This is a genomic window from Lysinibacillus sp. NPDC059133 (assembly GCF_042755925.1).
Lineage (GTDB): Bacteria > Bacillota > Bacilli > Bacillales_A > Planococcaceae > Lysinibacillus.
This window is the reverse complement of the sequence record NZ_JBHZDH010000001.1, coordinates 130651-157618: the sequence shown is the minus strand read 5'-3', so window position 1 is coordinate 157618 and position 26968 is coordinate 130651. Positions and strand designations below refer to the sequence as shown.

The following is a 26968-nucleotide window of genomic DNA, read 5'->3' as shown; positions in this document are numbered from 1 at the left end:
GCTATACACCCCTTGCCGCTAAATTCATTTTAATAATCTCCTGACAAATGGCATCACCCATTTGTGCTGTTGTTGCCTGTCCACCAATATCTGCGGTTTTCACGATACCTTCCCGAAGTACCGTCTCAATCGCACTCACAATTAACTGTTCTATATCCGGTCTCCCAATATGTCCAAGTAACAAAGCAAGTGACCAAATTTGTGCGATTGGATTTGCTATGCCCTTTCCTGCAATATTTGGTGCTGACCCATGCACAGGCTCAAACATAGACGGGAATGCCTTTTCTGGATTTAAATTAGCTGACGGTGATAACCCAAGACCACCGACAATGGCTGACCCTAAATCTGATAAGATGTCTCCGAATAAATTTGAAGCAACTACAACCTGAAAATCTTGCGGTCGTTCCACGAAATAGGCTACTAAAGCGTCAATATAAATAGATTCTAGCTCTAATGCTGGTGAGCTTTGTGCAAGAATTCTCCTAGCATGTTCATCCCAAAACTTCATTGAATGAATAATAGCATTCGATTTGGTCGCGCTCGTAATTTTCGTTTTGCCATTTTTATAGGCATAATCACAGGCGGCTTGGACAATTTTTTCAATTCCGATACGTGTCATAATCGTGTTTTGAATCGTCATTTCCTGCGGTTGATTATGATAAATTCGACCACCACTTTCGGAATATTCCCCCTCGGCATTTTCCCGGAAGATAACAAAATCAATATCCCTTCCGTTGGCAAGCGGTGAAGCTATGCCAGGTAGTGATTTAATCGGACGGAAATTAACATATTGCTGGAAGCTTTTTCGTATCGGCATAATTAATTCCCATACTGTCACGTCATCCGGAACACGAGCATCTCCAATAGCCCCGAATAAAATCGCATCGTATTCTTTTAATATCTCTAATGCATTGTCTGGCATCATCCGACCGTGCTTGAGGTAATAATCTGAGCTCCACGGAAAAATTGTTGTTGCTAATTGTAAAGATGAATCATGTTCCTGAAGAGAATTCAATACCTTTAATGCTTCTTCCATAACTTCCTTTCCAATGCCATCACCTGGAATGACTGCAATTTTTGTGTGAGTCATTGTGCATCACCTGCTAAAAACTTTAATGCCGCCAAACGATAAATGGCTGTTGTTTCTGCTAATTCTTCGATATCGACATATTCGTCAATTTGATGGGGAATATCACGATCACCTGCTCCAACGGTAACGATCGGTATTCCATGGACATGAAGAAACGTTCCATCCGTAGCTCCTGGGACACCGTTATATTTCGGCTCTTTTTCCGTTACCTCTGCGACTGCTTCATAAATGGCTTGTACAACAGGATCCTCCTTCGGTGTTGCTGTTGCAGGACGGTTATCAAGTACTGTAAGCTCCACTTTAAAATCTGGATCATCTGCTTGCAGACGTTTAATAATCGTCTCTATTTTTCCGAGAAGCTCATCATGATCTTGTGCAGGAACTGTACGAATATCAAGTGTCGTCATACAGTGATCAGGAATGACATTAATTTGCGCATCTCCTTTTACGGGTGCTCGTAAAATCGTTGGTGTAATAGATGGCCAATTAAGCATCGGATCACGTCCTAATCGTGCTTGCTCTTCTTTTTCTAATTTTTCAAGCTCTACAATAAAACGTGCCATGCGCCAGTTCGGATTAATGCCACTCCAAGAAATTGCACCGTGCGCCATTTTACCGAAGATATCTACTTTCAAACGTATTGCCCCGCGCTGTGCAATACAGACATTGTTTTCCTCTGGCTCACAGATAATCGCCCCATCCACATCATCCGCCCAGCCATTTTTTATAAAATGTTTAATACCAAGCATCAGTCCTTCTTCATCACATGGAATACATAAAATAATCTTGCCTGTAAATTCTTCCTGATCCAGTAACAACGACTGACAAGCTGTAATCATACATGCAAGATTTCCTTTTGTATCATTTGTGCCTCGGCCATACATTCGACCATCAATAATTTCTGCACCGAATGGATCGTACGTCCATGCTTCCCGATTTCCTTCAGTAACGACATCTGTGTGTCCTTCAAAAAGTAGTGTTTTTCCCGGCTTACCCGAATCAATAATACCAATGACATTCGGCCTACCTGGCACTACCTCCTCTATATGTGTTTCAATCCCGATATCACGTAAATATTGAGCGACAAAATTCGCAACTTCTTGTTCATTGCCATTTGGATCATCTTCTCGGTAAACGCTTTCTATACGGACTAGCTTTTGTGTAAGCTCAATAACTGCTTCGCGGTCACGTATATAAGATTCCGTTGTCTTTAAACTTGTTACTGTCATTCAAACGCCTCCTTGTTTTATAGAATATTCTAGAGATCAATTATGCCTCGGCATAATTGCGTCCGGAATCGGCTTTGTGTTTAGGCCTGCACGATGCAGGTCAGTTAGCCGTTCTCGCATGGATGCGATGATTTTAGGCTAACATCCTTTAAGAACTCCTTTCCGATTCCATGACATCCGCCGGAGACTTTGGGCCAACAAATGTTTTTTGCGCGAAAGCGAAGCGTCAGCAGCAGATGTTTTTTGTGCGAAAGCGTAGTGCTAACGCAGCGGCAGCAACATGTTTTTGTCTGTGCGAAAGCGAAGCGACAGCAACACGTTTTTGTCTGCGCGAAAGCAAAGCGTCAGCGGCAACAACATGATGTTGGTCACTCAGTCGTTGCCACAGGACGTGGCGTTCTTAGACTGAGTTCCTCTATTTTAGCAGGTGTTTGGACACCTGCTAGAAGAAGTTAAATAATTCTAACATTGTCCTATTAGACAAGTATTAGACACTTTGTTAATAATATATAGAATGCTATTAACTTTTTGTTTAGTAGTAAAAAACTAGAAAACAACAAAATTATCTGCTTTATGTTATTTTTAGATAAAAAGGGAGCTATATTAATTGAAAAATATACTAAAACGGAATAATTGTCACATTATCATAACGTGGGGTTGATTTCCGTTCCGGCTGGGCGCTTTCCTGGTGGTATGTATGGAAAAAAATTAAGCCTACTGATTAAGTCAGTTAGGCTTGTTTCAATTTGTAGTATTTGAAGTGGGCTTTCAAACTGAATTTTTAGCGGAATTGAAAGATATCGTGTCCTAATCCTTATTCAACTCCCATGAAAGAACTTAATCATCTTTCATTTTCTGTGGTGAAGAGCTGATTTTTGCGCTTCATGGATGGCTAACGGATGCTATTCTCCAAGAAGAGGATTGGCTTTTTCTTATTGAAGTAACGACGCAGATTAGATAGATAAAGAAAGTCCGTATTAATTACGTAATTATTCTGGTAGATATTTATATGTTTTTAGGTGCGTGTGATTTATTAATTTAACCTCAGGTCCGGGAGAAATTTCATAGGTCATGCGGTCCTTCCCTACAGGGATATGATGTCCACCATCTGTAGGTTCAATTTCAAATGTAATTTGCAATAAAAAGCCACGGAAACTATTCACTCTCTTTGTTTCAATCACTTCAATTTTCCACGGAGCTACATTAGCTGAAAAATCCTTTAAAATATTTGGATAATAATAGCTATTCAAATCTTTATCAATATAAGGAGTAAGCATTAGCATAAGCATATCCTGTAATCTAAGTTCTTCAGAGTCTTGAGTTGAATTATATGATGAAACGGTTTTTGTTTGAATAGATGTTAGAATAAGGAATAGTATAAAAGTAATTAACATCTTTTTCATTATATCTTCAATTACACCTCTTTACGGTTTACTTACTAAATTGTATTGTTTCCTTTTAAAGAATAAAGTATGTACATATTGAAGTAACGAGGTGCTTTACTTGAAGAACATGGAGTTGCATAGCCAGCTCTTTTTTAGTGAACTAACGAAGCAGGTTAGTTGAAAAATGAACAAGAAAGTGTTGTAAAATAATGTGAGAAACTGAAGACTTAGGAGATGTGTTAATTTGGCTTATATTCACGAGTTTGGAATAGTTGAATGTATTGAAAAAAATAAAGAGTATGTTAGTTATGAACCTGAAAAATATAATTGCATAGGTGTAGATGGGGACCTTTTTGATGAACTTATGTCTAAGGATTTTGGTAAAAAAATGAATCATCTAGAAACATTCGCACACAACACAAATAGACCTTATAAAAGCCTAGCCTATTTTGGAATAACATTGATACCACTGAGTTCTCATAAACAATTTTTAAATATGGTTTGTGAAGCAAACGACGAGTACAAATCAGAAGAACTTGAAGAATTGATGAAAAAAATAGCTGAAGCAATAAAAGAAGATAGATGGTTGATTCATTATGGTGTTTAATTTTGTCAATACATACATGTAAGCTAAGAGGTGATAGTTCGATTAGAGCAATCGCTTATTGTGCTAACGGCGTAGATTAGTTGAGTAAAAAATGAATTGGAGGTCGAACAGATATGAAACGAGAGGGAATTGTTAAATGGTTTAAAGAAGAACAGGGTTATGGTCGTATCATGCTTGACGGTGAGGATGAAAATCATGTTTTTGTTCATTTTAGTTCGATTTTACCTGATAAAGAAAGATTTCTGAATGAATTCAGATTCCTTAAACAAGGTCAAAAAGTATCCTTTGATTTAGTAGAAAACCCAAGTTCTACTGACCAAAAGAAAGTTGCAGAAAATGTAATCGTTATTTCTGACTAAAAAATTCTTCTTCTTCAGCTAACGGGGTGCTTTACTTAAATAAGGGGAAATGAAATTATGAAAAACCATTGTTGTGAGGATATGACTTTTCATGCAAATTTCAAGTGTGAAATACATGAGAATCCGTTTGAATGTCCTGATAAAATAATCATTTTTTATGAACAAAATAATGACTACGGTTTGATAATACATGATGGTAGGAAGTCGATTATTAGCATTGATTTTTGTCCTTGGTGTGGTTCGAAACTTTGAATTTTAAATACTTCCTTCTTCAACTATCGGGTGCTTTTGTTGAAGAAGAAGATAGCCAAACCAGAAGTAACAAACTTTGAGAAAACAGTCTACTTTTAAAAACATTGTGCTGCTATTATATTGGAAGATTAAAAGACAAATTGGAACTTCCGAAAGAAATGTAGTCATGCAAGCGACTTCCTTATCGTCATTTTTCCAGCTGGAAAAGGAAGCCATATAGAAATACGATTTGCACTTGGACAAAGGAAAAAGGTATCTTTATTCACTAAATGAAGATGTATACAATTTCGAAACAAAGTTGGTTTTATCATTTATCAGAGGTTAATATTTTTATTGGAACATTAGTAGATAATTTTACTTTTTACCAAAAGTAACAATAAAAGAAAACCAGCGTCTCTGTTGAACTACATTCATAGCAGAGAGCTGGTTTATTTCTTTTATCCCCATTAACGGGTCACTGATTAAAATTTCAATTTATTGCTGACGAGATTCTGTCATTTGCTTCCAGACAGACCCTTTTGCTTCCTCACCTTGTTCGATGCGGGCAATCGCCATTTTTACTTGTAGCTTCACTTCAAACTCTTTATCCCCTGCAGCAGTCTTTAATGCACCTAATGACTTTTCAGTACCGACTTCATATAAGTACATAGCCGCACGCCAACGAACAAGTTTGTTTTTATCCTGTAATGCTTGCTGCATCGCATCTTCAAACTCCACGAAGCCAAGATCACTCATACAATCTCCTGCAGTTCGACGTACCGCTGCACTTTTGTCCTGTAATGCCTTTTCCAAATATGGAACAACTGCCACATCTTCAATCATTCCTAAATAAACGGTTGCTAATCGACGAATAGACATTTGCTCATCTTGTAACGCTAAATCTAAAAGTGGTAAATCAACTAGCTCTGGATCTGCCATTTGGTCAAGCAATTGGAAACGTTTTTCCCATTCTGGTTGCTTAAACTGTTCAACAGTCATTTTTAGCTTAGCTGGCTTCTCAATTGTTTTCTCAGAATCATTAATCGTTGCAATAATCTCCGTTAAACGTTCCTCAGAATATGTTACATTGATTTCTTGTTTTACGGCTTCTGCAATTTCCTCAAGCTCTCCATAACGTACGCCATAGTCAATCCACTTACGTTGGAAAATATAATTTTCATCAACTGCTGTCTCAATAATTTTATTGAAAGCTTCTACAAAGCGCTCACCACAACTTACACGATGCTCACGTTGATTATCAAATACCTTTACTTGAAGCGGTACTTGTTTATAAAACTGCACATGGACGTACACTTCACCATAAAATTCATTGGCTACTTGTGCTGTGTTTACTTCCTGTACATCTTCCCCTAACACTTGACGAATGCTTGCTAAAATACCTTCCCATGCATACTTTGCGTTACGCTCAACAGCAAAGAAATCTGCTACATGATAAACACCTTTAACACCTTCGATTGCTAAAATCGCTGCCGCTTCACCAGTTGCTTCCTCTTTATTATCCTTTGTAAAATTATAGCTTTTGCCAAAAGGTAACTCTGTATCAACGATAATCTTCATAGAATTAGGGCTTGGTGTCGGTTCAATTGTAATAATCTTCATGTATATCGCTCCTCATCCATTTACGATTTCATCTAAATACGACCATCTTTCAATAAGATGCTCATATTGTGCATTCAGCTCATCTAGCTCCGCCGTTAATTCCTGTAGCTTTGTAAAATCAGCTCCAGCATTAGCAATACCTTCTTCTGTCTCCATAATCGCTGTCTCTGTCTTTTCTATGTCATCAGCAATTGTTTCCCATTCTTTTTGCTCTTTAAAGGATAATTTTTTCTTGTCCGATTTAGGCTTTTCAGTCTTAGGTTTTTCGACTTTTGGTGCCTCTACCTTTACAGCAGCTTCCTGTTCACGCTTTTGTAAATATTCACTGTAAATATCAAGCATCTCATTAACATGCCCCAGACCATCTAATATCCACAGCTTTTTCGCAATTCGATCTAAGAAAAAGCGATCGTGGGATATCGTTATAACGACTCCAGGGAAACGCTCAATGAAATCCTCGAGCACACCTAATGTTTCAATATCTAAATCATTTGTAGGCTCATCTAGTAACAGTACGTTTGGTTGCTCCATTAATAATCGTAATAAATGCAGTCGTTTACGTTCTCCACCCGATAATTTACCGATAGGTGTACCGTGTGCATGAAGTGGGAATAAGAAACGCTCCAGCATTTGAGCAGCAGAATAACGTACACCTTCTGCATCTGTGATGTCATTTGAAGCCTCACGAATATATTCAATCATGCGCTCATTTTCATTCATCTTCGGTAGTGTTTGTTTAAAATGCGCTAACTTCACTGTAGAACCAACAAGAATTTCACCAGCATCAGGTGTCAGCTCTCCTGCTAGCATGTTCAATAATGTTGATTTTCCTACACCATTCGCTCCGATAATACCAATACGATCGCCCTGCTGTAGTAAAAATGAAAAGTTTTCAAGGATTTTTTGTTGGCCAAATGCCTTTGAAATACTTTCAGCCTCCAAAACCTTCCGACCGAGGCGTGTTGTTGCTAGTCCCATTTCAAGAGAAACATCCTCAGATTTACGCTCCAAGTTATCCTCTAACTGCTCGAAGCGCTGGATACGTGCCTTTTGCTTCGTAGAACGCGCTTTTGCACCACGACGAATCCATTTTAATTCTGAGCGATAGCGGTTGCGATCTTTTTGGGCAGAGGCTGCTTTCATTTCCTCACGAATAGCGCGAGACTCTAAATAATCCCCATAATTCCCCGTATGGCGGTATAATGTTTGATCAGCCAGCTCGTAAATATGCGTAGACAGCTCGTCTAAGAAATAACGATCATGGGTAATAAATATAACTGCTCCCTTTAATCGTAACACCATTTCCTGCAGCCACTCTGTTGACTGCACATCTAAATGGTTGGTAGGCTCGTCTAATAAATAAAGATCTGCCGGCTCGATTAAAACTTTAGCTAAAGCAACGCGCTTTTGCTGACCGCCTGACAGTGTTAATACTTCTTTATCAAACATTTCAATTCCAAGCTTCGTAAGCGCTGTCTTAGCAAGTGCATTGACATCCCATGCCTGCTCTTCATCCATACGATGTTGCAAGCTAAATAACGTTTTTTGTAAACTTTCTGAAGTCGGATTTAATGCAAGTGCAGCAACCGTTTCCTCATATTCACGATTCAGTTTTAAAATAGGTGAATCCCCTGCAAACACTGCCTGTAACACAGTTTCGCCACCATTAAAAGTAGGCTCCTGTGGTAAATATGCAACACGATATTTATTTGGGCGGTCAACTTCCATTGAATCCGCTTCGATTTCATTTGCTAAAATAGAAAGCAATGTGGATTTACCAGTACCATTAATACCAATTAGCCCAGCTCGCTCCCCCTCATAAATCGTAAATTCAATATTTTGAAAGAGCGTTTTATCGCCCACTGTTTTCGTTAAATTTTGTACAATTAAATGACTCATTACACTTGTCCATCTCTTTCATTTAGGTGTTGTTTAGTGTCCATACTACTTTTTTAATATGTAGTTTATTATTGATATCCATTTTTATCATAACACCAAATGACAGGTAAACAAAGGACAACAAACTCTTCTAGCCATCTAAAAAAATACCTCCCCCATTAACTGCAAAATAAAGAAGGGTTAAAAATCTCAAAAAAATATCCGGATAGAACATGTTCTATCCGGATACAGAAGCTAATTATTTCACCAATAACCAAGAAGCTTCCACCATAGTCCTCCTACTATAACAAAAATTAGGATGGTAACAACGGAAACTACAAATCCAACTGTCCACCATTTTTTTTGATCAATATAACCTGCACCAAAGAAGACCGGTGCTGGACCAGAACCATAATGAGTAGTGGCGCCAAATAAATTACTAAATGCTGCTAATAATATAGCTGCCAACATGGCAGGTGCTCCCGCTTGCAGCATAACAGATAAAAATGCTGCATACATCGCACTAATATGGGCTGTGGAACTCGCAAAGAAATAATGAGAATAGAAATAGACTAATGCTAATATAACAACAGCCCATATCCAACTATACCCAGATACCAGTCCACCCACTTCATTACTAAACCATGGAATCAGCCCTAGTTTGTTCATAAAAGATGCCATCATAAATAGCGTTGCAAACCAAATTAGTGTATCCCATGCGCCTTCTTCCTTTTTGATATCTGCCCATGTTAATACATCTAACAATAAAAGCAATGAAAGACCTATAAGAGCTGCTGTAGTAGCACCAATTCCTAAGTAGTCTCCACCAATCCATAACGACAACACAACAACAAATACTACGATCATTCGTTTTTCAGAACTTTTCAGTGGACCAAATTCATCCAGTTTCTGTTTAGCGATTGCTGCTGCCTCTGGTGTTTCCTTGATTTGAGGCGGATAAATTTTATAAATAACATAAGGAACAACGATTAATGCTGTTAACCCAGGGACAATCATAGCCAATGCCCAACCAAACCAAGTAATCGTTACCCCAGCTGAATCACTTGCTAGCTTTACAATTAAAGGGTTCGCGGCCATGGCTGTCATAAACATCGCAGACGTGATTAAATTCCCTTGAAACCCTACCTTCAAAAGAAAGGCACCCATCTTACGCTCTGTCCCGTCTTCCGGTTTAGATCCGAAAGTATGGGATAATGACTGGATGATTGGAAAAATTACACCACCAGCACGAGCTGTATTACTTGGAATAGCAGGTGCTAATATTAGGTCACTCGCTAATAAAGAATAAGACAGACTCAAAGTTTTTTTCCCAAAAAGACGAACAAATACATAGGCAATTCGTTCTCCTAGTCCCGTTTTAATAAATCCACGAGAAATAAAGAAAGCAATAACAATTAGCCAAATCGTTGAATTGCCAAAACCGCTTAATGTCTCTTCTATAGTTAATGTATTAGTTATGGCAATCGTAGCCATAGCAATAAAGGATATCGCTCCCATTGGCAACGGTTTTGTTATAAATCCTATTATTGTCGCCACAAAAATAGCAAACAGATGCCACGCTTTTTCCTCTACTCCTGAAGGTACTGGACAAAACCAGATAGCCACGCCAACAGCAAGGGAAATGAAGAAAGGAACCCATTTGACTCCGCTTTTTGCTTCTTTCATGATGTTAAGACTCCTTTGACGGTTACCCCAATATATTTAAAAGGCGATTTCTCCCACGATCTACTATTTGAATGAAATATAGACCAAATCCAAGATCCCCATTGTCGAAAAAACATAAGTAATTATATATGCTTTACGTAATGAATGAAAAGAGTTTTGGCTCATTTTTTAGAAAAAAAATAATCTTTCGTTGTAAATATCCATTTTTTATATTAATTTCTTTATTCCGAAAACTTTTGACAGCATCATTTTTATTGAAATTAGCATGTGAAAGATCCACTAAAAAGATACGAATAGCATTTAAATTAGCTTCCATGCAAAAGAAATATTGGAGGAGGGAATGAATTTGAAGAATCCACAGTAGGTTTAACGTAGTTGAGTTTTATTATGTTAATGACAGGATGTTCAGAAAAAAGACGGACAGGGTTTCACAGTGATGGTACGATTGCAGACTCGTATCCTGCTCAAGCTAAAGTAAAATAAATAAACTTACACGTTTTTGTTCATGCTCTATCAAAATTGTTCATCCCTAAAAATCCGTTGTCTATTAAGAAAGACAACGGATTTTTTAGGGAGACATCTATATTTAGAGTGCTCATATTTTTTGTCTTGAATTACTTACAGATTTTCCGAATGAGAAAGCCCATGCCGGGTATAGCCCGTCTTTAGACATGGGATGAAAGTGAGGTCAGACAAGAGGTAACTATTGCTACCTTAATTGTCTGAAAGGGTGTTATCCTTCATGTATAGACAAGTAAAAGTCTTTAAAACACGCTCGTTCATTGAAAATTGGATATTGTATATGGTTCGATAGCCTAATTCATGCTATCGGTAAAACAATATGTGTCGTCATGAAAAAGACGCTAAAACACATGGAACGAACCAACTATACGCTATGGTAACAGTAGCGTAGCCCTATCTGCTATATGCACTGGATAGGGAGGGGTAATGGGATACCCCAATCTTGAGAGCTGTTCAAAACAGAAATGGACTGCGAACGCTTAGTTACTCAGGAATCCCACTGACATTAGTCAGCTTGTCCCTTTAGGGGTGGGAATCTCAACTATCTCATTTTGTAATTGCTCTAAAAACTGCACCATAAATTGATGGCGTTCTTCAGCCATTTGTTTGCCCTTCTCTGTAATCATTAAATCCTTTAGCAATAATAGCTTCTCATAAAAATGGGTAACTGAGGATGTATTTTTACTACGATACTCGTCCTCTGTCATATTCGTACGTGCATCCTCTTCTTTATCATAAAGCTTTCGACCCTTAGCCCCACCAAAAGCAAACGTACGTGCAATACCGATTGCTCCAATCGCATCTAAACGATCTGCATCCCGTGCTATTTTTGCTTCGAGAGAAGTTGCTTCTAATTCATTGCCACCATTAAACGATACTTGTTCGATGCAATCCCGAATATGTTGCTTTTTTTCTTCACTTAAAGGTAGCTCGGCAATCAGCTTATTTTCTTGCTCTTTGCTATCGGTATACTTTTTATCACTCACATCATGCAAGAGCACAACAATTTTCACAACTTCTGCATCCGCTTCTGACTCTGTTTGTAATATCGCTAACGCATTTCGATAAACACGTTCAATATGTTGAAAATCATGACTAGCATCAAATTGTTCGTAAATTCCCCGTACTTTGTCCATTAAAATGTTCATAATCTTTGTTCAGTCCCTTCATACTTTATTATACTGTATTGCTTAGAATAGTTGGCAATTATTAAGTAACCACGAGGCTAAAAAAAACAATATAGAAAGTTGATTTCAATTGACAAATTTTTCAGAATATTGTAAGGTGAATGTACAGAACATTTAACCTTGTTCTGTAGCTCACTATTTCAGTGATGTACAAGAACTATGTTTTGACAGATTTAACAACTTCAGCGGGCTTTACAATTGAATACTGTGTTGAAAGATGACATGCGTATAGTGAAAACCAATCATCTAAACAAATAAAAGTGAACACTTTCCCTTAGAAATTCTTTGTTTTAACCCGCATAGTGAATGTACATGACGAGATAAGTGAACAAACAATTATCTTATTTTCACGACCAAGAAAGCTTTGAGCATATGTCGCAAGCGTGTGATATTTTTATCATTAATCGACGTTACCTTCTTCTATTCATTATCCTGAATATGTGTGAACGTAACTCCTCCCATTAATGGCAAATAGCATACCAGTTTCTTGCCAACATTTGCGAAAAGTCAAATCATCAGAGTCGTGCTAACTAGACTAGAGAATTCTTTTTTAGGCAACATTTTTTTCGAATTTTATTTAAGCCGTAAATGAAGTATTAAGTTATGAAGGAAGTAGGAACGATAGTTATGTTATGTAATACCAACCCGCTGAAGAAACAATAAAAGCTGCCCATCTTATTTATTGTAGATGATGGCAGCTTTTATTGTTTTTTTCTATTTTTTCAACTCATTTATAGAACAGCTTTAATAACCTCATCAATCTCCTGTAACAGCGCCTCATTTTTCATCGTTGTACTTAAGTTCAGATTAAGTTGATCAACTAAAATAACAACAACGTGCATACCTTCTTTAATGCTTGCGCTCGGTACTGGGATCATTTTTTCCGTATCAAAAGTCATGATGAGGTCTGGAAATTGAGATTGGATATTACCTTCTTTAGCTAAAGTCATATACTCGTTCCAGAAAGTTAAATGAAAATCTTCAACCTTTAATTTTCCAACGTCAAAGCCATTTTCTTTTGTTAGCGAATAGTCCGTCACGATTCCAGAAATGATGTGCTTACCATTCAACTGATGAATAACATTTTCTAATTTCCCTTCGATTGTTTGTCCATTCAGAAAGCTATAGCCGAGCTCAATCGCAGCGGAAATAGCATGAGGTGCACCATTTTCCTTTAAATAGCCTATGGTTACAGGGTTTCGAGTAACCCCTACCATTCCACCAGCTAAAATAGAAGCATTGCGAACAGCTTTTGCAGTATTTTGCAAATCACCCTCTATAAAGCCTTGAATTGCAAATTCATTTTTTCCACCTGCATAAAATTGCATAGATTTATAATCTTTCTGTTCATGTAAATTCAATGAACCCATGATACCAGTTGGATGTGCTCGACCGTTACAGGGGGCATCCAAAACTGGTACGTTCAATAAAACGGATTGCAACCACCCATTAATCGTTGTAATGGCACCATTCTCGTTTGTAATAATACCTTTTAGACGGTCGCCCATATACGTATTCATACTTTCATAACTCCAACAAAGCTGTTCGTGTGAAATATATTGATCAGCTGCAGAAGGAGCTCCGACCATCGCCACACATGCGACTAAATCTTCATCCTCTAAATCCGCTATATCGATTAATTGAGGTATACCTGTAGCGAAAATTCCCTCAACAAGTTTCAAACCTTCCTCAAGGAGACCACCACCACCGCCTCCTAGAATCGCCCCCCCATAGACTGCTGCTATACCATCCTCATAAGTTAGAACTTTTACCATATCAAATGACTCCTTTCTATTTTCCTATTTTTAAAATAGAAGAGAAGAAGCTATATAATGCATCTCCAGCAATGACACCTGCTGCAAATACAGTCATTTCCGATTCTCTCTTACCTTTCGTCACATAAGTGAAAATAGTTCGAAGTAAAATCCCTGCTAAAACAGCCCATCCAGCAATCGGATTGACAAGTAATAAACCTGTCGCAAATAAGATACCCATTTGTCGTTTTGAACCACCGATAAGTTGGATTAATGCGCCTGGAATCGCCCAAATTAATAATTGTTTCGCTACGTCACCTGTAACACCAGATTGAATTGTAGCAGCATACACATGATTTACAGGTGCCACTAAATCTTGTGCAAAATAAGATTTATAAGAAAGTAAAACAACAATGGCAGAAATAGAGAAGGCTAGAATACCAGCGATCATTTGCTGTTTGCGCCCTTCTTTTTCTAATGCGGGGTCACTACCATTTCCACGTAAAATAAAACCTGTTTTTAGATCATAGCCCATATCTGCGAATGCTACACCTGTTGCTGCACTGTATCCTGCTAATAAAGCGAGTGCTTGTGGTGGGAAACCAATCAAAATGCCGACAATAAGTGTAATAAACGCTACTGCAAACGCTGGGAACCAACCTGCGTGCATCGCAGCAATACCAACAATTAATTCATGGACAAACGCAGCAATTGTTGCGAATAGTAAGAAACCTAGTAACATACCGATAGACATATTTGAAATCATACCGCCTAATAGCGCAATCACTAACGAAATGACTAAATATGCGATAAAACCTGCACCAAAGCCTTGTCTTATTTCTTTCGGACTTTTTGAATAGATTAACTTTTCTGAATTTTCAGCAGACCCTTTACTCAATAAAGTAAAGGCTACTTGAACCAGTGCTACAATACCAGCCCCAATCATAACTCCATGTGGAATATAGTATTGGTTTAAATCCACATTAAATAATTGAACAGAATAGCCTCTTAGTAAAAGACCAATTCCAAACATTGTAAGCGCCCAAATATTCCCGATAAACGCTACTCCAAAAGCTGACATTGGAATTTTCAGTACAGCTCCCACAATACCGACTAAAACACCACCGATTAGAACCTTTGCATTTTTACCACCTTTATCTCCAGCTTTAATCGCTTCAGCAGTTGCAATCCCTGGTGGCCAAGTACCTGTTGCTGGAAAAATCTTTGTATCAAAAAATTTATATAATAATAAAGCATCCACAAACATCGCTAAAACAACACCAATAAACAATGGTAATACTAAATTTTCATAGCCTAAAACATATGGAATACCAATTGGCAGCATTAAACTACTTGCTGCACTAAAAGTAGCTGATGATATCGCAGTTTGAATAATGTTTTGTCTATGCACTGATTTAAATGCTATCAGTTTTCCAATAGGAATTCTACCAAGAATCATAGCAAATATTGCACCAACAATCGATGTATTAGCAGAAATCCCTAAAGTAGTAATCAGTTGTATCCCTATAATTGCACCAACTACAGATGTTAAGACTATCATTAATAGAGTTACGGGCTCTAAGGCCCGCGGATGTAATACTTTATTATTCATAGTGTCAGCTCCCCTATTGTTGTTATAGTTTAGAGATGTGAGATTGAATTTGATGAGCAATTTTCACTAACTGTTCAAGCATGTATTTCTCCCTTTGATCGTCAAAGTCATATACTAATCCAGAAATCGTCAGAGATGCCATGATTTCTTTCTTATGATTGAATAATGGCACACTAATACCAAAAGCATGTTCGTTGTACTCCCCTACAGTGACGCACCAATTATTTTGTCGTATGATTTGCAGCTCTTCTTGAAAATTGTTAAGAAGCTTTTCATGTTCCATTTCAGACTGCTCTTCATTAAAATACGCTAATAATTCAAGCTGTCTTTCTTTGTCCAAATAGGCAAACATAACTTTACAGGAAGCGCCGATATAAAGTGGTATTTTTGTACCTAATGACACTGCATACTTTATATTCTTATTACTTTCAGCAATTTTTGTTGTGACACCATACTCTTTATCCATATAAGTTAGAAATACTGACTCATTAATTTCACTTGCAAGACTCTGCATCAATTCATAGATTGTAAAATGTGGGTCACTAGTATTGGCGAGTGCATCATGAAATATAAACATTTTATAACCTAATTTATATTTTTTTGTAGCTTCATCCTGTAATAAATAGCCTGCTTCTGTAAATGTATTGATTGTTCTTTGCACAACACTTGTGTGCAATTTTGTCATGCGTGAAATTTCACGTACACCTAATGCGTTTTCTGTAGTTGCGAAGCATTCAAGTATATCCAATGAGTTTTTTAATGTCTTAACAGTCATATATATATTTCTCCTTCTATGCGTTTTGGTAACCGTAACGTTTTTCAGCTACCTCTAAAGAAATATATCCGTTTAATAAATCTTTTTCAATTGCTTTCGTACTTCTCTCTTTTGGATTGCCATAGCCACCCCCTGTTGCTGTGACAAGCTCTATACGGTCTCCTTTTTGCAATTCATAATTCGCTAGGACACCAACCGGACCAACCTTTGTACCATCTTTTTTATGAATGATCAGATAGTTATGTGATCCTCCTTCACCATCATTTAAACCAAATGGGGTAAATTGATGTCTACCTAAATTGACAGAAACCTTTTGACCGTCATTATTAACGGTATAAACTCGACGTACTCCTACACCACCTCTATATTGCCCTGCACCAGCACCATCGCAATTTAAGCTATATTCATCAATCTGAATACCATATTTTGTCTCCGCAATTTCAACAGGAAGATTATATGTTTCCCCATCTCCCATACAATATTGACCACTTTGACCATCCTCATCATTTGACGCTCCCCAACCACCTACTGATGGTTCAACAATTAGGAATGACTCATCATTTTCAGGATTTTTACCTGTTAAGATAAATGTACAAACCGACTGTAAATGACCTGCTGACAATCTTTCTGGTAAATGAGGTGCAAGTGCTTTCCAAATTAAATCCGCTGCACCAATACGTGCCTCAAAGTTCATAGAAACAGGGTGCGGACGTTTGGCAGATACAATAGAATTGTCATCTGTCATAATCGTTAAGCGTTTAAAAACACCTTCATTTATGACATCAATATCGCCAAGTAAAGCCAGAAACATCACGCGCACACTGGCCATCAAACCAAATTGTGAGCAGTTTACCGGCACATTCACAGCAGGATGTGATCCCCTAAAATCACACATAAATTCTTCCTCACTGATGGTTACCTTTACTTTGATTGGATAAGGTCCGCCTTTTAAAGGATCACCCTCAATAAAGTCTTCCGCATAAAATTCGCCCTTTGGTAATTGTTGTAGTTCAAGCTCAACAATTTTTTCACCCTTGTCCAATAATTTTTGAATGGACAATTTAACAGATTCGGCACCGAATTTCTGACAAAGCTCCGTGATTCGTTTTTCACCCGTTTTTAAGGCAGCCACCTGAGCAAACATATCTCCGATTGATAGTTCTGGTAAACGAACATTCGTAGAAATGATTTCATAAATGCCTTCATTGAGCTCGCCTTTCTGATAAAGCTTCACACCAGGTAACTGTAGACCTTCCTGATAGATTTCATTCGAATTACTTGTAAATGAACCTGGATCCATGCCACCAACCTCTGTCCAGTGCGCTTTGTTTGCAGAATAAGCGATAACCTCACCTTTATAGAAAATTGGTAAGACTAAACCAACATCCGATAAATGCGAACCTCCACCAACATACGGATCATTAATAATAATGACATCGCCTTCATGTAAATCTTCCCCATGATTAAACTTTTCAATGACACGTTGTACCATCGGACTTAGCATCCCGATAAAACTTGTTACACCATTACCTTGGCTGATTAGATTGCCTTTTGCATCTGTTAAACCACAAGCATAATCCAATACCTCATAGATAACTGGACTCATGGACGAACGAGCTAACGCTACAAACATCTCATCACCAATAGCTAGTAAAGAATCCTGAATAATTTCTATAGCAAAAACGTCTTTTTTCATGTTTTATTTCCCCTCCATCTCTACAATCAGATTACCGTATTTATCTATTTCAATAGATTGTTTTTCATTGATCACAACTGTAGACGTAGGACTTTCCACAATAGCAGGGCCAGTAATCACATAGCCAGGTACTAATTTTTGTTGATCATAGACATTTACCTCTACCCAGCCTGTTTCCTTGACGTATAACTTTCGTGTTGCTTTTATACATATTGAAGTGTCAATATGGAAGAATTCTAATTCCTTAAATTGCACCGCTTCATCTTTTCCGTAAATAGTAAGATGCAAATTCACTAACTCAATGGGCGTCTCTGGTAAATCAAAAGAGAACTCCTGTTTATGTTTAATATGGAAAGCTTCTGCTAAATGAGCAAGCTCTTCTTCATAAATAGCAATATTCGATGCATTCAATTTGACAGCGTGTTCTTGGCCTTTATAACGAAGATCATAATTAATTTCAAAATAATAATGATCTTTTGACAAAGGTGCATCCGCATAGGCATTTTCAATAGCTTCATCGATATTTTTCTGAATATCAGCTAGATGATGATGATCAAAGTCCATTAAACTTGTTTGGATATAATCTTGTCGGTATTCCGTCATCATCATTCCTAGTGCTGAAAAGACAGACGAACCATATGGAATAATGACTTTTTTCATGCCCAGTTCTTCTGCTAAATTAATCGCATGTAGAGGACCACCGCCACCAAAGGCAACCATTGTAAAATCTTCAGGGTCATAGCCTTTACGAATAGAAATTAGTTTCAGGGCATTTAACATATTAGAGTTGGCAGTATCTAAAATCCCTTGTGCTGCCTCCTCTGCTGTCACATTAAACGGTTTAGCGATTGCTTCTATAAGTGCCTCCTCCACTTTGTCAATAGACACTGGATTATCGAAGTTTTCTAATGATAATCTTCCTAAATAAATATTTGCATCCGTAATCGTTGGCTGTGTATTACCTAAGCCATATGCAACTGGTCCTGGATTCGCACCAGCAGAATCTGGACCAACTTTTAAGGAGCCGAATTGATCCAAACGAGCGATGGAACCACCGCCATTGCCAATTTCCACGATATCAACAACTGGAGTTTTAATCGGATAGCCTGCAAACTTTTCATTTCTTTCAATATAGTAATCTGTTGTGACATTTACTTTTCCATTTGTAATTAGCGAACATTTTGCAGTCGTTCCGCCAACATCAAAAGCGATAATATTGGATTCATTTAAAAGTTCACCTAATTTCGCTGCCCCAAACATACCAGCTACTGGACCAGATTCCACAAGATTGATCGGCAATTCCATTGCTTTATCAAAGCTAGTTGTACCACCATTGGATTGCATAATTTTCAAATGATCTGTAATACCGATTGTGTTTAATTTTTCTTTTAAACTTTTTAAATACGCGTGTGCAATTGGCTTAACGTATGAATTTAAAACTGTTGTATTCGTTCTTTCATATTCGCGATATTCCTTAATCGTTTCACTCGAAAGTGTAATATACACCTCTGGCCAAATTTTTAAAATTTCTTCTTTAAGCTTTAATTCATGTATTGGATTTTTATAGCCATGAATTAGTGAAATTGCTATGGCCTCTACACCCAATTCTTTAAATTCACGTACGATATTACCTATTTCCTCAGCATTAAGTGCCTTCATAACATTACCTTTAAAATCGATTCGCTCAGCGATTTCTTGTCGTAAATAGCGCTCAACAAAAGGTTTTGGCTTCTTATATTTAAAATTGTATAGGTCTGGTCGGTTCCCACGGGCAATTTCTAGCACGTCACGGAAACCTTTCGTCGTAATTAATCCAACTACGCCCCCTTTTCTTTCCGTTAATGTATTAATAATGACTGTTGAACCATGAATAAATGATTCAATAAGAGAATCTTCCGTTACATGTCGTCCTAATACATTTAATATGCCGTTCTCAAAATGACCTGGAGTCGTATGCCCCTTGTCAAACTGAAGATTTCCCTTCTCATCCGTGTAAACTAGGTCGGTAAAGGTACCGCCAATATCTGTTGCGATTTTCAACTCTTCATCCCTCCGTGTTCCTATTATCGGAACAGTGTTCCAATTAATAAATTAAGTAAATTATATTTAAAATAAAAAGAAAATTCAATCTATTTTTAATAAAAATTTATTTAACAATGAGATTTGTGATAAAAATCCACTTTTTTCTTTCCAATATTGGGTGTACTTTTACAATAGAGTTCCTATATTACTTTGCGTAAATTTAACTTGATATGTAAACACAAAAAAGGCCCCTGATCATACACCAGAGTGCCTACATAATACAATGGAATAGCTCATAACCTCTAAAAGAGAGGATGATTTTGTTGAAAAATCTTTTAGAAAATACAAGCCTTTTAGAAAACATATATGAACTATCTATTGCCGTTCTACTTCTATGTTCTGCTTTTTCCGTTAGACTTCTTAAAAAGGTAAAACGAGAAAGAAAGCTTTCTGCCTTTGAATTGACAATGGATCTAATCATTCGAGTAGCCATTTTTTTATGGTTGGCTAGCTTTTTACTGATTCGATATGGAGCCTAACTACTTTGAACTTTCTAAAAATCCGCCGGAGGCTTTAACTTCTTTCAGCGGTTGTTTGTACACCCGCTGAAAAAAGTTAAAAGCTGCCCCTATTAGAAAAAGGAGCAGCTTTAACGTTAATTTTTTTGTATCAATTAGAACAACCCTACCGCATGTCCTTCATTATCTACATCCATGCGTAAGGCAGCTGGTGCTTTTGGTAAACCTGGCATTGTCATAATATCGCCTGTAAGACAAACTAAGAATCCCGCACCAAGTTTTGGTATCACTTCACGGATTGTGATGGTAAAGCCTTCTGGACGTCCAAAAAGACTTGGTTGGTCGGATAAAGAATACTGTGTTTTCGCCATACAAATCGGTAGAGAATCCCAGCCGAATTTTTCGATTTGAGCAATTTGTTTTTTCGCTTGTTCGGTAAATTGTACATCTTTCCCACCATACACTTTTTGAACAATTGTACGAACTTTTTCTTCAACGGACTCTGTTACATCGTATAAGGGAGAGAAGTTATTTTCTTCTTCTAATACGGCTACTACTTGCTCAGCTAAGGCTAATCCACCTTTACCGCCTTCTTCCCAAACATTTGTACGAGCAATACGAACATGATTTTCTTGACACCAGTTCAGGACTGCTTCTAACTCAGCTTCTGTGTCCGTAATAAAACGATTTAAAGCGATAATCGGTTCAACACCAAATGTACGAACCGTGTCGACATGTTTAGCTAAATTTTCAATTCCTTGTAAAAGCGCATCAACATTTTCGCCTACAAGCTCTGTTTTTGGTACACCGCCATGCATTTTTAAGGCACGAATAGTAGCCACAATGACAACGGCACTTGGTTTAAAGCCTGCTTTACGTGCTTTAATGTTCATGAATTTTTCAGCACCTAAATCTGAACCGAAACCTGCTTCTGTCACAACAATATCAGCTAGCTTGCGAGCCGTTTGTGTCGCCATAATCGAGTTACAGCCGTGTGCAATATTGGCAAATGGTCCACCATGGATAATGGCAGGTGTTCCTTCAAGTGTTTGCACTAAGTTTGGTTTGAAGGCATCCTTTAATAATAAAGTTAAAGCTCCTTCTACTTGAAGATCACGTACGAAAACAGGCTCACGCTCAAATGTATAACCGATTACGATACTTGCTAAACGTTCACGTAAATCTTCAATGCTTGTAGCTAAACAAAAGACTGCCATAATTTCTGATGCAACGGTAATATCAAAGCCGTCCTCACGTGGCATCCCTTGCACAGGACCACCTAGACCCACAACAACTTTACGAAGGGCGCGATCATTTAAATCCATTACACGTTTCCAAATAATACGGCGAGGGTCAATGTTTAAAGCATTTCCTTGGTGGATATGATTATCAATAAAGGCTGATAATGCATTATTCGCCGTCGTAATCGCGTGAAGGTCACCAGTGAAATGCAAGTTTATATCCTCCATCGGTACAACCTGTGCGTATCCACCACCTGTTGCTCCACCTTTTACACCCATTACAGGGCCGAGTGAAGGCTCACGTAAAGCAACAACAACATTTTTATTCAATTGATGAAGTGCATCAGCAAGTCCAACCGTTACAGTTGACTTCCCTTCACCTGCTGGAGTTGGACTAATGGCAGTAACTAATACAACCTTTGCATCCTCACCATGTGCTGTTATTTTTAATGGATCAATTTTTGCTTTGTAGCGACCATACTGCTCAAGTGCATCCTCTGGAATACCTGCATCTTTCGCGATTTCTGTAATAGGCTTCATAACCGCTTGATTTGCGATTTCTAAATCTGATAAAGGTTGATTTGTCGTTGTCATTTGGCATCCTACTTTCTATGTTGTTAATTTCCATTATAGACTTAATTGTGAAAAAAATCATAGTTAGTTATACAAGCATTTCGACAATCAATTGACAACTTTGCTCAATTCATGTATGTTCTTAATGAAAATGCATTTTTTCACATTTTCGCAGGTTATGTCACGACTTAATTGATTTTATTCTACTTTCAAGCGCATGGGAGGCGAATGCTTATGCAAAAGGGAATCGTAAAGTGGTTCAATAATGAAAAAGGTTATGGCTTTATTGAATGTGATGATGGAGAAGATGTTTTTGTACATTTTACGGGAATCCAGGAGGAAGGCTTCCGTACACTTGAAGACGGTCAAAAGGTATCATTTGATGTGGTGGAAGGCAATCGAGGACCACAGGCGTCAAATGTTGTAAAATTTTAAGTACAAAGGAGCTGTTCGTTTGATGAACGGCTCCTTTTTTTCAAATGCTCTTCATAGATCTTTTAAACTCTCCTCAGCTATTGATCCAATAAAAAGCTCCTGGAAAAACTAGCGTTTCCTTCGTTCTATCAGTATCCTTAAGTGTAACCCCAAACGGCCCTTTATTTAAATGACCTAGCGCCATAGTAGCAGCAGTAACTTCGTCATAAAAATCTAGGCGAATATTTGGTAAATGTAAGGAAATAAACTGTTCTTGTTGTTCAGGCTCTGGTAATTGTAATACTTCCCTCCATAGTTTCACCGTAGCTTGCACATCTTTTACATAAAATTGTACAGATTCCATCGATATGGGTTGATCGGTCTTAATGGCTCCATTTGCTTTTAATTGCGCAACACGTTCCTCATCTGTATCAGCCCACTCAATCAAAAATGGGAAATCAATTTCCAGCCCTGGCTTCCCAAAATGCAATAGCTTCCATTCAACTACGGAGCCGTCTGGTCTTGTACGACTACAAGCATCAGGTCCATATACTTCGAAGCCAAGTGCACGCAAACGTTGTCCCTCTTCCTTAATATTTTTTGTACGTAACGCAATTCTTGAAAAACCATAGCGCTCGTTTGTATGCTTAAACGTATAATGTAGTGAATAAGGCAATTTCACTGCATTTTCAAATAAATGACGATCATAAATGGCTATTTGCTCAATATAGTTTAATCCAAAGTAGCTTAACGTATTGTATGTCCCCCACATTGTATGTTGACCACCGTTAACTGTATGGATATTACGTTTATTTAAGAAAATCTTTGTATTCTCTGGTGATTGAACTTGATGAACTAGATGGTCAAAATATAAAGTCATGACTATCCCCCCTTTTTTTCTCTATTATATACTTTACCTGTTAGTTTTGTTGGTTTAAAATAAAATTAAGAATATTATAATTATTAAGAAGTTACTATATTTTATGACCGCTATATTTAAATGCTCAGCAACGAAATGATTGAAATGCTGATGGTGCATCAGCAAAGATTTTTCATTTCCATAAATCAATGAAGAGGTGATTAGAATGACAGACAAAGTAGCTGCTTTTAAACTAGCATTAGGTAATTATCCAACAGGCGTTACGGTTGTCACTGCTTGTAATGACGCAAATGAGCCTTTTGGCTTAACTGTCAATTCCTTTGCATCCGTTTCCATAAATCCACTCCTTATTTTGTGGTCGCTCGATAAAAAATCACAGCTGCATCCATATTTTACAGTAGCTCAAAAGTTTGCTGTTAATATTTTAGCGAACAATCAAGAACACTTATGTACGCTATTTTCAAGTAAAATCCCAGATCGCTTCGCACAGGCTAAATGGTCAATCTCTGCTTTAGGTCTACCGGTTTTGCATGATACCGCAGCCATTTTACAATGCAAAACGTTTCAGCAAATCGACGCTGGAGATCATACGATATTTATTGGGCAGGTCCTAGAAATTGATGATGCACAAAAGGAACCTTTACTGTATCATCGCAGACATATTGGTGAAATTCCAAAAAGTTTTTATGAATAGGCTATTGCACGAAATATATACGCAAAAAACAGGATGATTCGTTGTAATCATCCTGTTTTTTTGACGTATTTTTCCGCTCTTTTAATTTCAAAAATCTCGTCCGAATCTCTCATAAGCTCCGCTGTCGCTACCAAAACATTTGTAGCTGACGCTTCGCTTTCGCTACCAGAACATTTGTAGCTGACGCTTCGCTTTCGCTACCAGAACATTTGTAGCTGACGCTTCGCTTTCGCTACAGAAAACATTTGCTGAAAGAAGTTAAACTTCTACCTTGTCATAACGTGACAACACCTGTGGTAAACCTAAATTTTCTCGTAATGTTGTACCCTCGTATGCTGTACGGAAAATACCTCGTTGTTGTAGAATAGGCACTACCTTTTCCACAAAATCAGTAAATCCATCTGGGAAATATGGCGGCATAATATTAAAACCATCCGCTGCACCTTTATCCATCCATTCCGCTAGCTGATCGGCAATTTGTTCAGGCGTCCCAAAAATTAAACGATGCCCGCGTGAGCCTGCAATACGTAAATACAATTCACGAATGGACAGCTGCTCGCGCTCCGCCAACGCCACAATCAACTGTTGACGACTTTGATTACCGTTCGTCAGCGGAATATCTTTCGGTAGTGGGCCATCTAGATCATAGCCTGAAAAATCAAAGCCCCCTAAATAATCTGACAGGAAATCCAAGCCAATTTCAGGTGTAATCAGACTTTGCAATTGTTCGTATTTCGCATAGGCCTCTTCCTCTGTATCACCTACATACGGTGACACACCGGGCATAATTTTCACATCATCTGCATTGCGCCCAAAGGCTATGGCCTTATCCTTTAGCTTTCTATAGAAGAACTGCGCATCCTCTAATGTTTGCTGGGCTGTGAAAATAACATCGGCTGTTTTAGCAGCTAAATCTGTGCCCGATTCCGATGAACCTGCCTGTACTATGACTGGACGTCCTTGTGGAGACCGAGATGAATTCAATGGTCCCTTTACTGCATAATACTTGCCCTTAAAAGCTAAGGTGTGTAGCTTCTGTTTATCAAAATAAGTGCCAAGGTCTTTATCTCGGACAAGCGCCTCTTGCTCCCAGCTGTCCCATAACCTCTTTACTACTTCTACAAATTCTTCTGCACGATCATAACGAAGCGTATGGTCTAAATGTGAATTTTGATTAAAGTTTAACGCCTCTGCTTCGTAATAAGATGTCACCACATTCCATCCTGAACGACCACCACTTAAATGATCGAGCGAGGAGAATTTCCGGGCTATATGAAATGGCTCATTATATGTTGTCGAAGCCGTTGCTGTTAAGCCGATATTTTTCGTCACGGTTGATAATGCCGCATGCAATGTTAACGGTTCAAAGCGCACAAGTTCAGCCGGATGCGATAAATGGTTAAACGATAGCCCATCGCTTAAAAATAACATATCTAGTTTTCCAGCTTCCGCCACTTGTGCGATGTGCTGAAAAAATGCAATACTTTCACTTGCATCGCTCGGCACATCTGGATGACGCCATGAGGCAATATGATGCCCTGTGCCCATTAAAAAGACGCCTAGTTTCATCTGTTTTTTTGTCATCGGTCCATTCCTCCTTATACAACTTTTGCTTCGCGCTCCGCTAATAACGCTCGAACACGTGGAATTACTTTTTGGCCAACTTCTTCGATGGTCTCTAAATGAGGGAATCCGCGTAATAGCACTTTATCAAAGCCTAAATCCGCATATTCAACGATACGTGCTGCAACTTGGTCTGGTGTGCCTACTAATGCAATGGAATTACCAGACAATACTTGCGTTAAACCCGCCCATAAGTTTGGTCCAATGACAAAATTATTGTCTTTTGACGCCACCATTAACGTATGCAAACGATTCACACCCACTGCCCCATTTGCTAGTGTTTGTTGATGTTTAAATGCTAAAAATTCTGGATCTACCTGACTAATGAGCTTATTTGCTTTCGCCCATGCTTCTTCTTCTGTATCACCAATGACCACTTGGAATGAAAAACTATACGACAGCTCTCGCCCTTTTTGTGACGCGAGCGCCTTCACCGAATCAATTTCTGCTTTCGTATTTTCTATTGTTTCACCCCATAGCATGTATACATCAGCTAAATCTGCCGCCACCGCTTTTGCTACATCCGAGGAACCTCCAAAGAAAATAGGTGGTGTTTGTTTTGGTAATCGTGGTAAATACGCACCTTTTAACTGATAGAATTCACCGTTAAAATCAAATTTCTCGCCCGCAAAAAGTCGTTTTAAGATATAGATATATTCTCGTGTGCGACGATAGCGCTCTGTGTGAGATAGTAAATCCCCATCACTTGCTAACTCCTGTGGTGAACCACCTGTGACGATGTTAACGTTGATACGACCATTCGACCATTCATCAATGGAAGCAAACTGCTTTGCCAAAATCGTCGGTGCTGTTGAACTTGGACGAACTGCATATAAAAATTTTAAAGTTTCGGTTCTTGCTGTTAAATGTGATGCCGCAACAAGTGAGTCGATACATAAGCCACCAATTGGCAGTAATAACGTTGAGAAACCTCCACGTTCTGCAGCCTGTGCAACTTGTGTAATATAGTCAACAGACGGTTCACGATTGGCATCCGTACCAGTACCAGTCCAACCATCAATATTTTTGTCCTTCGATGGACCTCCTACATACTCACTATCTCCTGAAGTCGGGGCCATTGTAATAAATTCAACCATGCTCATTCCTCCATATCTTTTATTATTTTGTTACAGGTGCGCTTGGTAAAATTTCCGCTTCTGGTAATGTCGTAGAAAGTGAAATCTCTCCATTCGCTAGTGCTGATGTAAATGCTTCATAGGGGGTATTACTTTTCAGGTGATAAAATTGAATGTTTTCACTTTGTGCTTTTGCATAAGAACGTTCACAAAACGTTTCGGGTGGTGCAACAAATGTCGTTGCGCCCTTTTCAATGGCTAAACGTAGTGCTGCACCACGGCGACCTTCTGTTAAA

Annotated in this window: 24 protein-coding genes; 7 read left to right on the top strand and 17 right to left on the bottom strand. The window is 38.2% G+C overall.

The genetic code is table 11. The features are described from left to right. Position 1: 1 nt before the first annotated feature. Both ACFXN8_RS00755 and ACFXN8_RS00750 read right to left on the bottom strand, forming a co-directional pair. Complete coding sequence (locus tag ACFXN8_RS00755; RefSeq protein WP_386841980.1) at positions 2 to 1090, bottom strand: tartrate dehydrogenase; 1089 nt, start codon at positions 1088 to 1090, stop codon at positions 2 to 4. After that, the gene (locus tag ACFXN8_RS00750) at positions 1087 to 2319 is read right to left on the bottom strand and encodes a M20 family metallopeptidase (RefSeq protein WP_386841978.1); all 1233 of its coding nucleotides are present in this window, start codon (positions 2317 to 2319) and stop codon (positions 1087 to 1089) included. Before ACFXN8_RS00750 ends, ACFXN8_RS00755 begins: the two co-directional genes overlap by 4 nt. Positions 2320 to 2562: 243 nt before the next feature. Between ACFXN8_RS00750 and ACFXN8_RS00745 the strand changes: the two genes are divergently transcribed. Then, positions 2563 to 2775, top strand: coding sequence for a hypothetical protein (locus tag ACFXN8_RS00745; protein ID WP_386841976.1), 213 nt, complete (start codon positions 2563 to 2565; stop codon positions 2773 to 2775). A 533-nt stretch (positions 2776 to 3308) separates the two neighbouring features. On the opposite strand, the gene ACFXN8_RS00740 is transcribed toward ACFXN8_RS00745, so the two are convergent. Then, positions 3309 to 3722 carry a DUF3888 domain-containing protein gene (locus ACFXN8_RS00740; RefSeq protein ID WP_386841974.1) on the bottom strand — a complete coding sequence of 138 codons (414 nt, stop codon included), beginning with the start codon at positions 3720 to 3722 and terminating at the stop codon, positions 3309 to 3311. A 226-nt stretch (positions 3723 to 3948) separates the two neighbouring features. On the opposite strand from ACFXN8_RS00740, the gene ACFXN8_RS00735 reads away from it, so the two are divergent. The 3 genes from ACFXN8_RS00735 to ACFXN8_RS00725 all read left to right on the top strand — a co-directional run bounded on the left by ACFXN8_RS00735 (position 3949) and on the right by ACFXN8_RS00725 (position 4922). After that, complete coding sequence (locus ACFXN8_RS00735) at positions 3949 to 4311, top strand: hypothetical protein (RefSeq protein WP_386841972.1); 363 nt, start codon at positions 3949 to 3951, stop codon at positions 4309 to 4311. Positions 4312 to 4424: 113 nt separating this feature from the next. Next, positions 4425 to 4670, top strand: coding sequence for a cold-shock protein (locus ACFXN8_RS00730; RefSeq protein WP_386841970.1), 246 nt, complete (start codon positions 4425 to 4427; stop codon positions 4668 to 4670). A gap of 57 nt (positions 4671 to 4727) precedes the next feature. After that, entirely contained in the window at positions 4728 to 4922 is a 195-nt protein-coding gene (locus ACFXN8_RS00725; RefSeq protein WP_386841968.1) for a DUF6980 family protein, read from the top strand. A gap of 474 nt (positions 4923 to 5396) precedes the next feature. Here ACFXN8_RS00725 and ACFXN8_RS00720 read toward each other — a convergent pair whose 3' ends face one another. The 9 genes from ACFXN8_RS00720 to ACFXN8_RS00680 form a co-directional block, all read right to left on the bottom strand. After that, the gene (locus tag ACFXN8_RS00720) at positions 5397 to 6521 is read right to left on the bottom strand and encodes a conserved virulence factor C family protein (protein ID WP_386841966.1); all 1125 of its coding nucleotides are present in this window, start codon (positions 6519 to 6521) and stop codon (positions 5397 to 5399) included. Between the two features lie 12 nt (positions 6522 to 6533). Continuing rightward, positions 6534 to 8420, bottom strand: coding sequence for an ABC-F family ATP-binding cassette domain-containing protein (locus ACFXN8_RS00715; protein WP_386841964.1), 1887 nt, complete (start codon positions 8418 to 8420; stop codon positions 6534 to 6536). Between the two features lie 243 nt (positions 8421 to 8663). Further along, positions 8664 to 10085 (bottom strand): anion permease, encoded by a 1422-nt coding sequence (locus ACFXN8_RS00710; RefSeq protein ID WP_376071813.1) that lies wholly within the window; start codon positions 10083 to 10085, stop codon positions 8664 to 8666. Positions 10086 to 11116: 1031 nt separating this feature from the next. Then, positions 11117 to 11755 (bottom strand): HD domain-containing protein, encoded by a 639-nt coding sequence (locus ACFXN8_RS00705; protein ID WP_376071810.1) that lies wholly within the window; start codon positions 11753 to 11755, stop codon positions 11117 to 11119. Positions 11756 to 12525: 770 nt separating this feature from the next. Next, on the bottom strand, positions 12526 to 13569 hold the full coding sequence (locus tag ACFXN8_RS00700; RefSeq protein ID WP_386841961.1) for an S-methyl thiohydantoin desulfurase domain-containing protein: 1044 nt from the start codon (positions 13567 to 13569) through the stop codon (positions 12526 to 12528). Positions 13570 to 13585: 16 nt separating this feature from the next. Next, entirely contained in the window at positions 13586 to 15160 is a 1575-nt protein-coding gene (locus ACFXN8_RS00695) for an OPT/YSL family transporter (protein WP_386841959.1), read from the bottom strand. Positions 15161 to 15182: 22 nt separating this feature from the next. Further along, a complete protein-coding gene (locus ACFXN8_RS00690) occupies positions 15183 to 15935 on the bottom strand; it encodes an IclR family transcriptional regulator (protein WP_386841956.1) in 753 nt (250 codons plus the stop codon). A 16-nt stretch (positions 15936 to 15951) separates the two neighbouring features. Next, a complete protein-coding gene (locus ACFXN8_RS00685) occupies positions 15952 to 17631 on the bottom strand; it encodes a hydantoinase B/oxoprolinase family protein (protein ID WP_386841954.1) in 1680 nt (559 codons plus the stop codon). Between the two features lie 3 nt (positions 17632 to 17634). Beyond that, on the bottom strand, positions 17635 to 19671 hold the full coding sequence (locus tag ACFXN8_RS00680) for a hydantoinase/oxoprolinase family protein (protein WP_386841952.1): 2037 nt from the start codon (positions 19669 to 19671) through the stop codon (positions 17635 to 17637). Between the two features lie 302 nt (positions 19672 to 19973). Here ACFXN8_RS00680 and ACFXN8_RS00675 point away from each other — a divergent pair, with 302 nt between their 5' ends. After that, positions 19974 to 20192: a hypothetical protein gene (locus tag ACFXN8_RS00675; protein WP_376071792.1), complete on the top strand. Its 219-nt coding sequence runs from the start codon at positions 19974 to 19976 to the stop codon at positions 20190 to 20192. A 134-nt stretch (positions 20193 to 20326) separates the two neighbouring features. Here the strand turns inward: ACFXN8_RS00675 and ACFXN8_RS00670 are convergent, their stop codons facing one another. Next, positions 20327 to 22006 (bottom strand): formate--tetrahydrofolate ligase, encoded by a 1680-nt coding sequence (locus tag ACFXN8_RS00670; RefSeq protein ID WP_386841949.1) that lies wholly within the window; start codon positions 22004 to 22006, stop codon positions 20327 to 20329. Positions 22007 to 22219: 213 nt separating this feature from the next. Here ACFXN8_RS00670 and ACFXN8_RS00665 point away from each other — a divergent pair, with 213 nt between their 5' ends. Next, positions 22220 to 22420, top strand: coding sequence for a cold-shock protein (locus ACFXN8_RS00665; RefSeq protein ID WP_376071786.1), 201 nt, complete (start codon positions 22220 to 22222; stop codon positions 22418 to 22420). Positions 22421 to 22493: 73 nt separating this feature from the next. Here the strand turns inward: ACFXN8_RS00665 and ACFXN8_RS00660 are convergent, their stop codons facing one another. Further along, positions 22494 to 23279, bottom strand: a complete 786-nt coding sequence (locus ACFXN8_RS00660; RefSeq protein WP_386841947.1) for a VOC family protein — start codon at positions 23277 to 23279, stop codon at positions 22494 to 22496. Positions 23280 to 23484: 205 nt separating this feature from the next. Here ACFXN8_RS00660 and ACFXN8_RS00655 point away from each other — a divergent pair, with 205 nt between their 5' ends. After that, on the top strand, positions 23485 to 23973 hold the full coding sequence (locus ACFXN8_RS00655; protein ID WP_376071780.1) for a flavin reductase family protein: 489 nt from the start codon (positions 23485 to 23487) through the stop codon (positions 23971 to 23973). Between the two features lie 258 nt (positions 23974 to 24231). Here ACFXN8_RS00655 and ACFXN8_RS00650 read toward each other — a convergent pair whose 3' ends face one another. The 3 genes from ACFXN8_RS00650 to ACFXN8_RS00640 all read right to left on the bottom strand — a co-directional run. Further along, on the bottom strand, positions 24232 to 25557 hold the full coding sequence (locus tag ACFXN8_RS00650) for an LLM class flavin-dependent oxidoreductase (protein ID WP_386841944.1): 1326 nt from the start codon (positions 25555 to 25557) through the stop codon (positions 24232 to 24234). A gap of 14 nt (positions 25558 to 25571) precedes the next feature. Further along, a complete protein-coding gene (locus ACFXN8_RS00645) occupies positions 25572 to 26693 on the bottom strand; it encodes an LLM class flavin-dependent oxidoreductase (protein ID WP_386841942.1) in 1122 nt (373 codons plus the stop codon). 22 nt (positions 26694 to 26715) lie between these two features. Further along, positions 26716 to 26968 (bottom strand): chemotaxis protein CheY (locus tag ACFXN8_RS00640; RefSeq protein ID WP_386841940.1); only part of this gene is annotated, 253 nt, incomplete at its 5' end.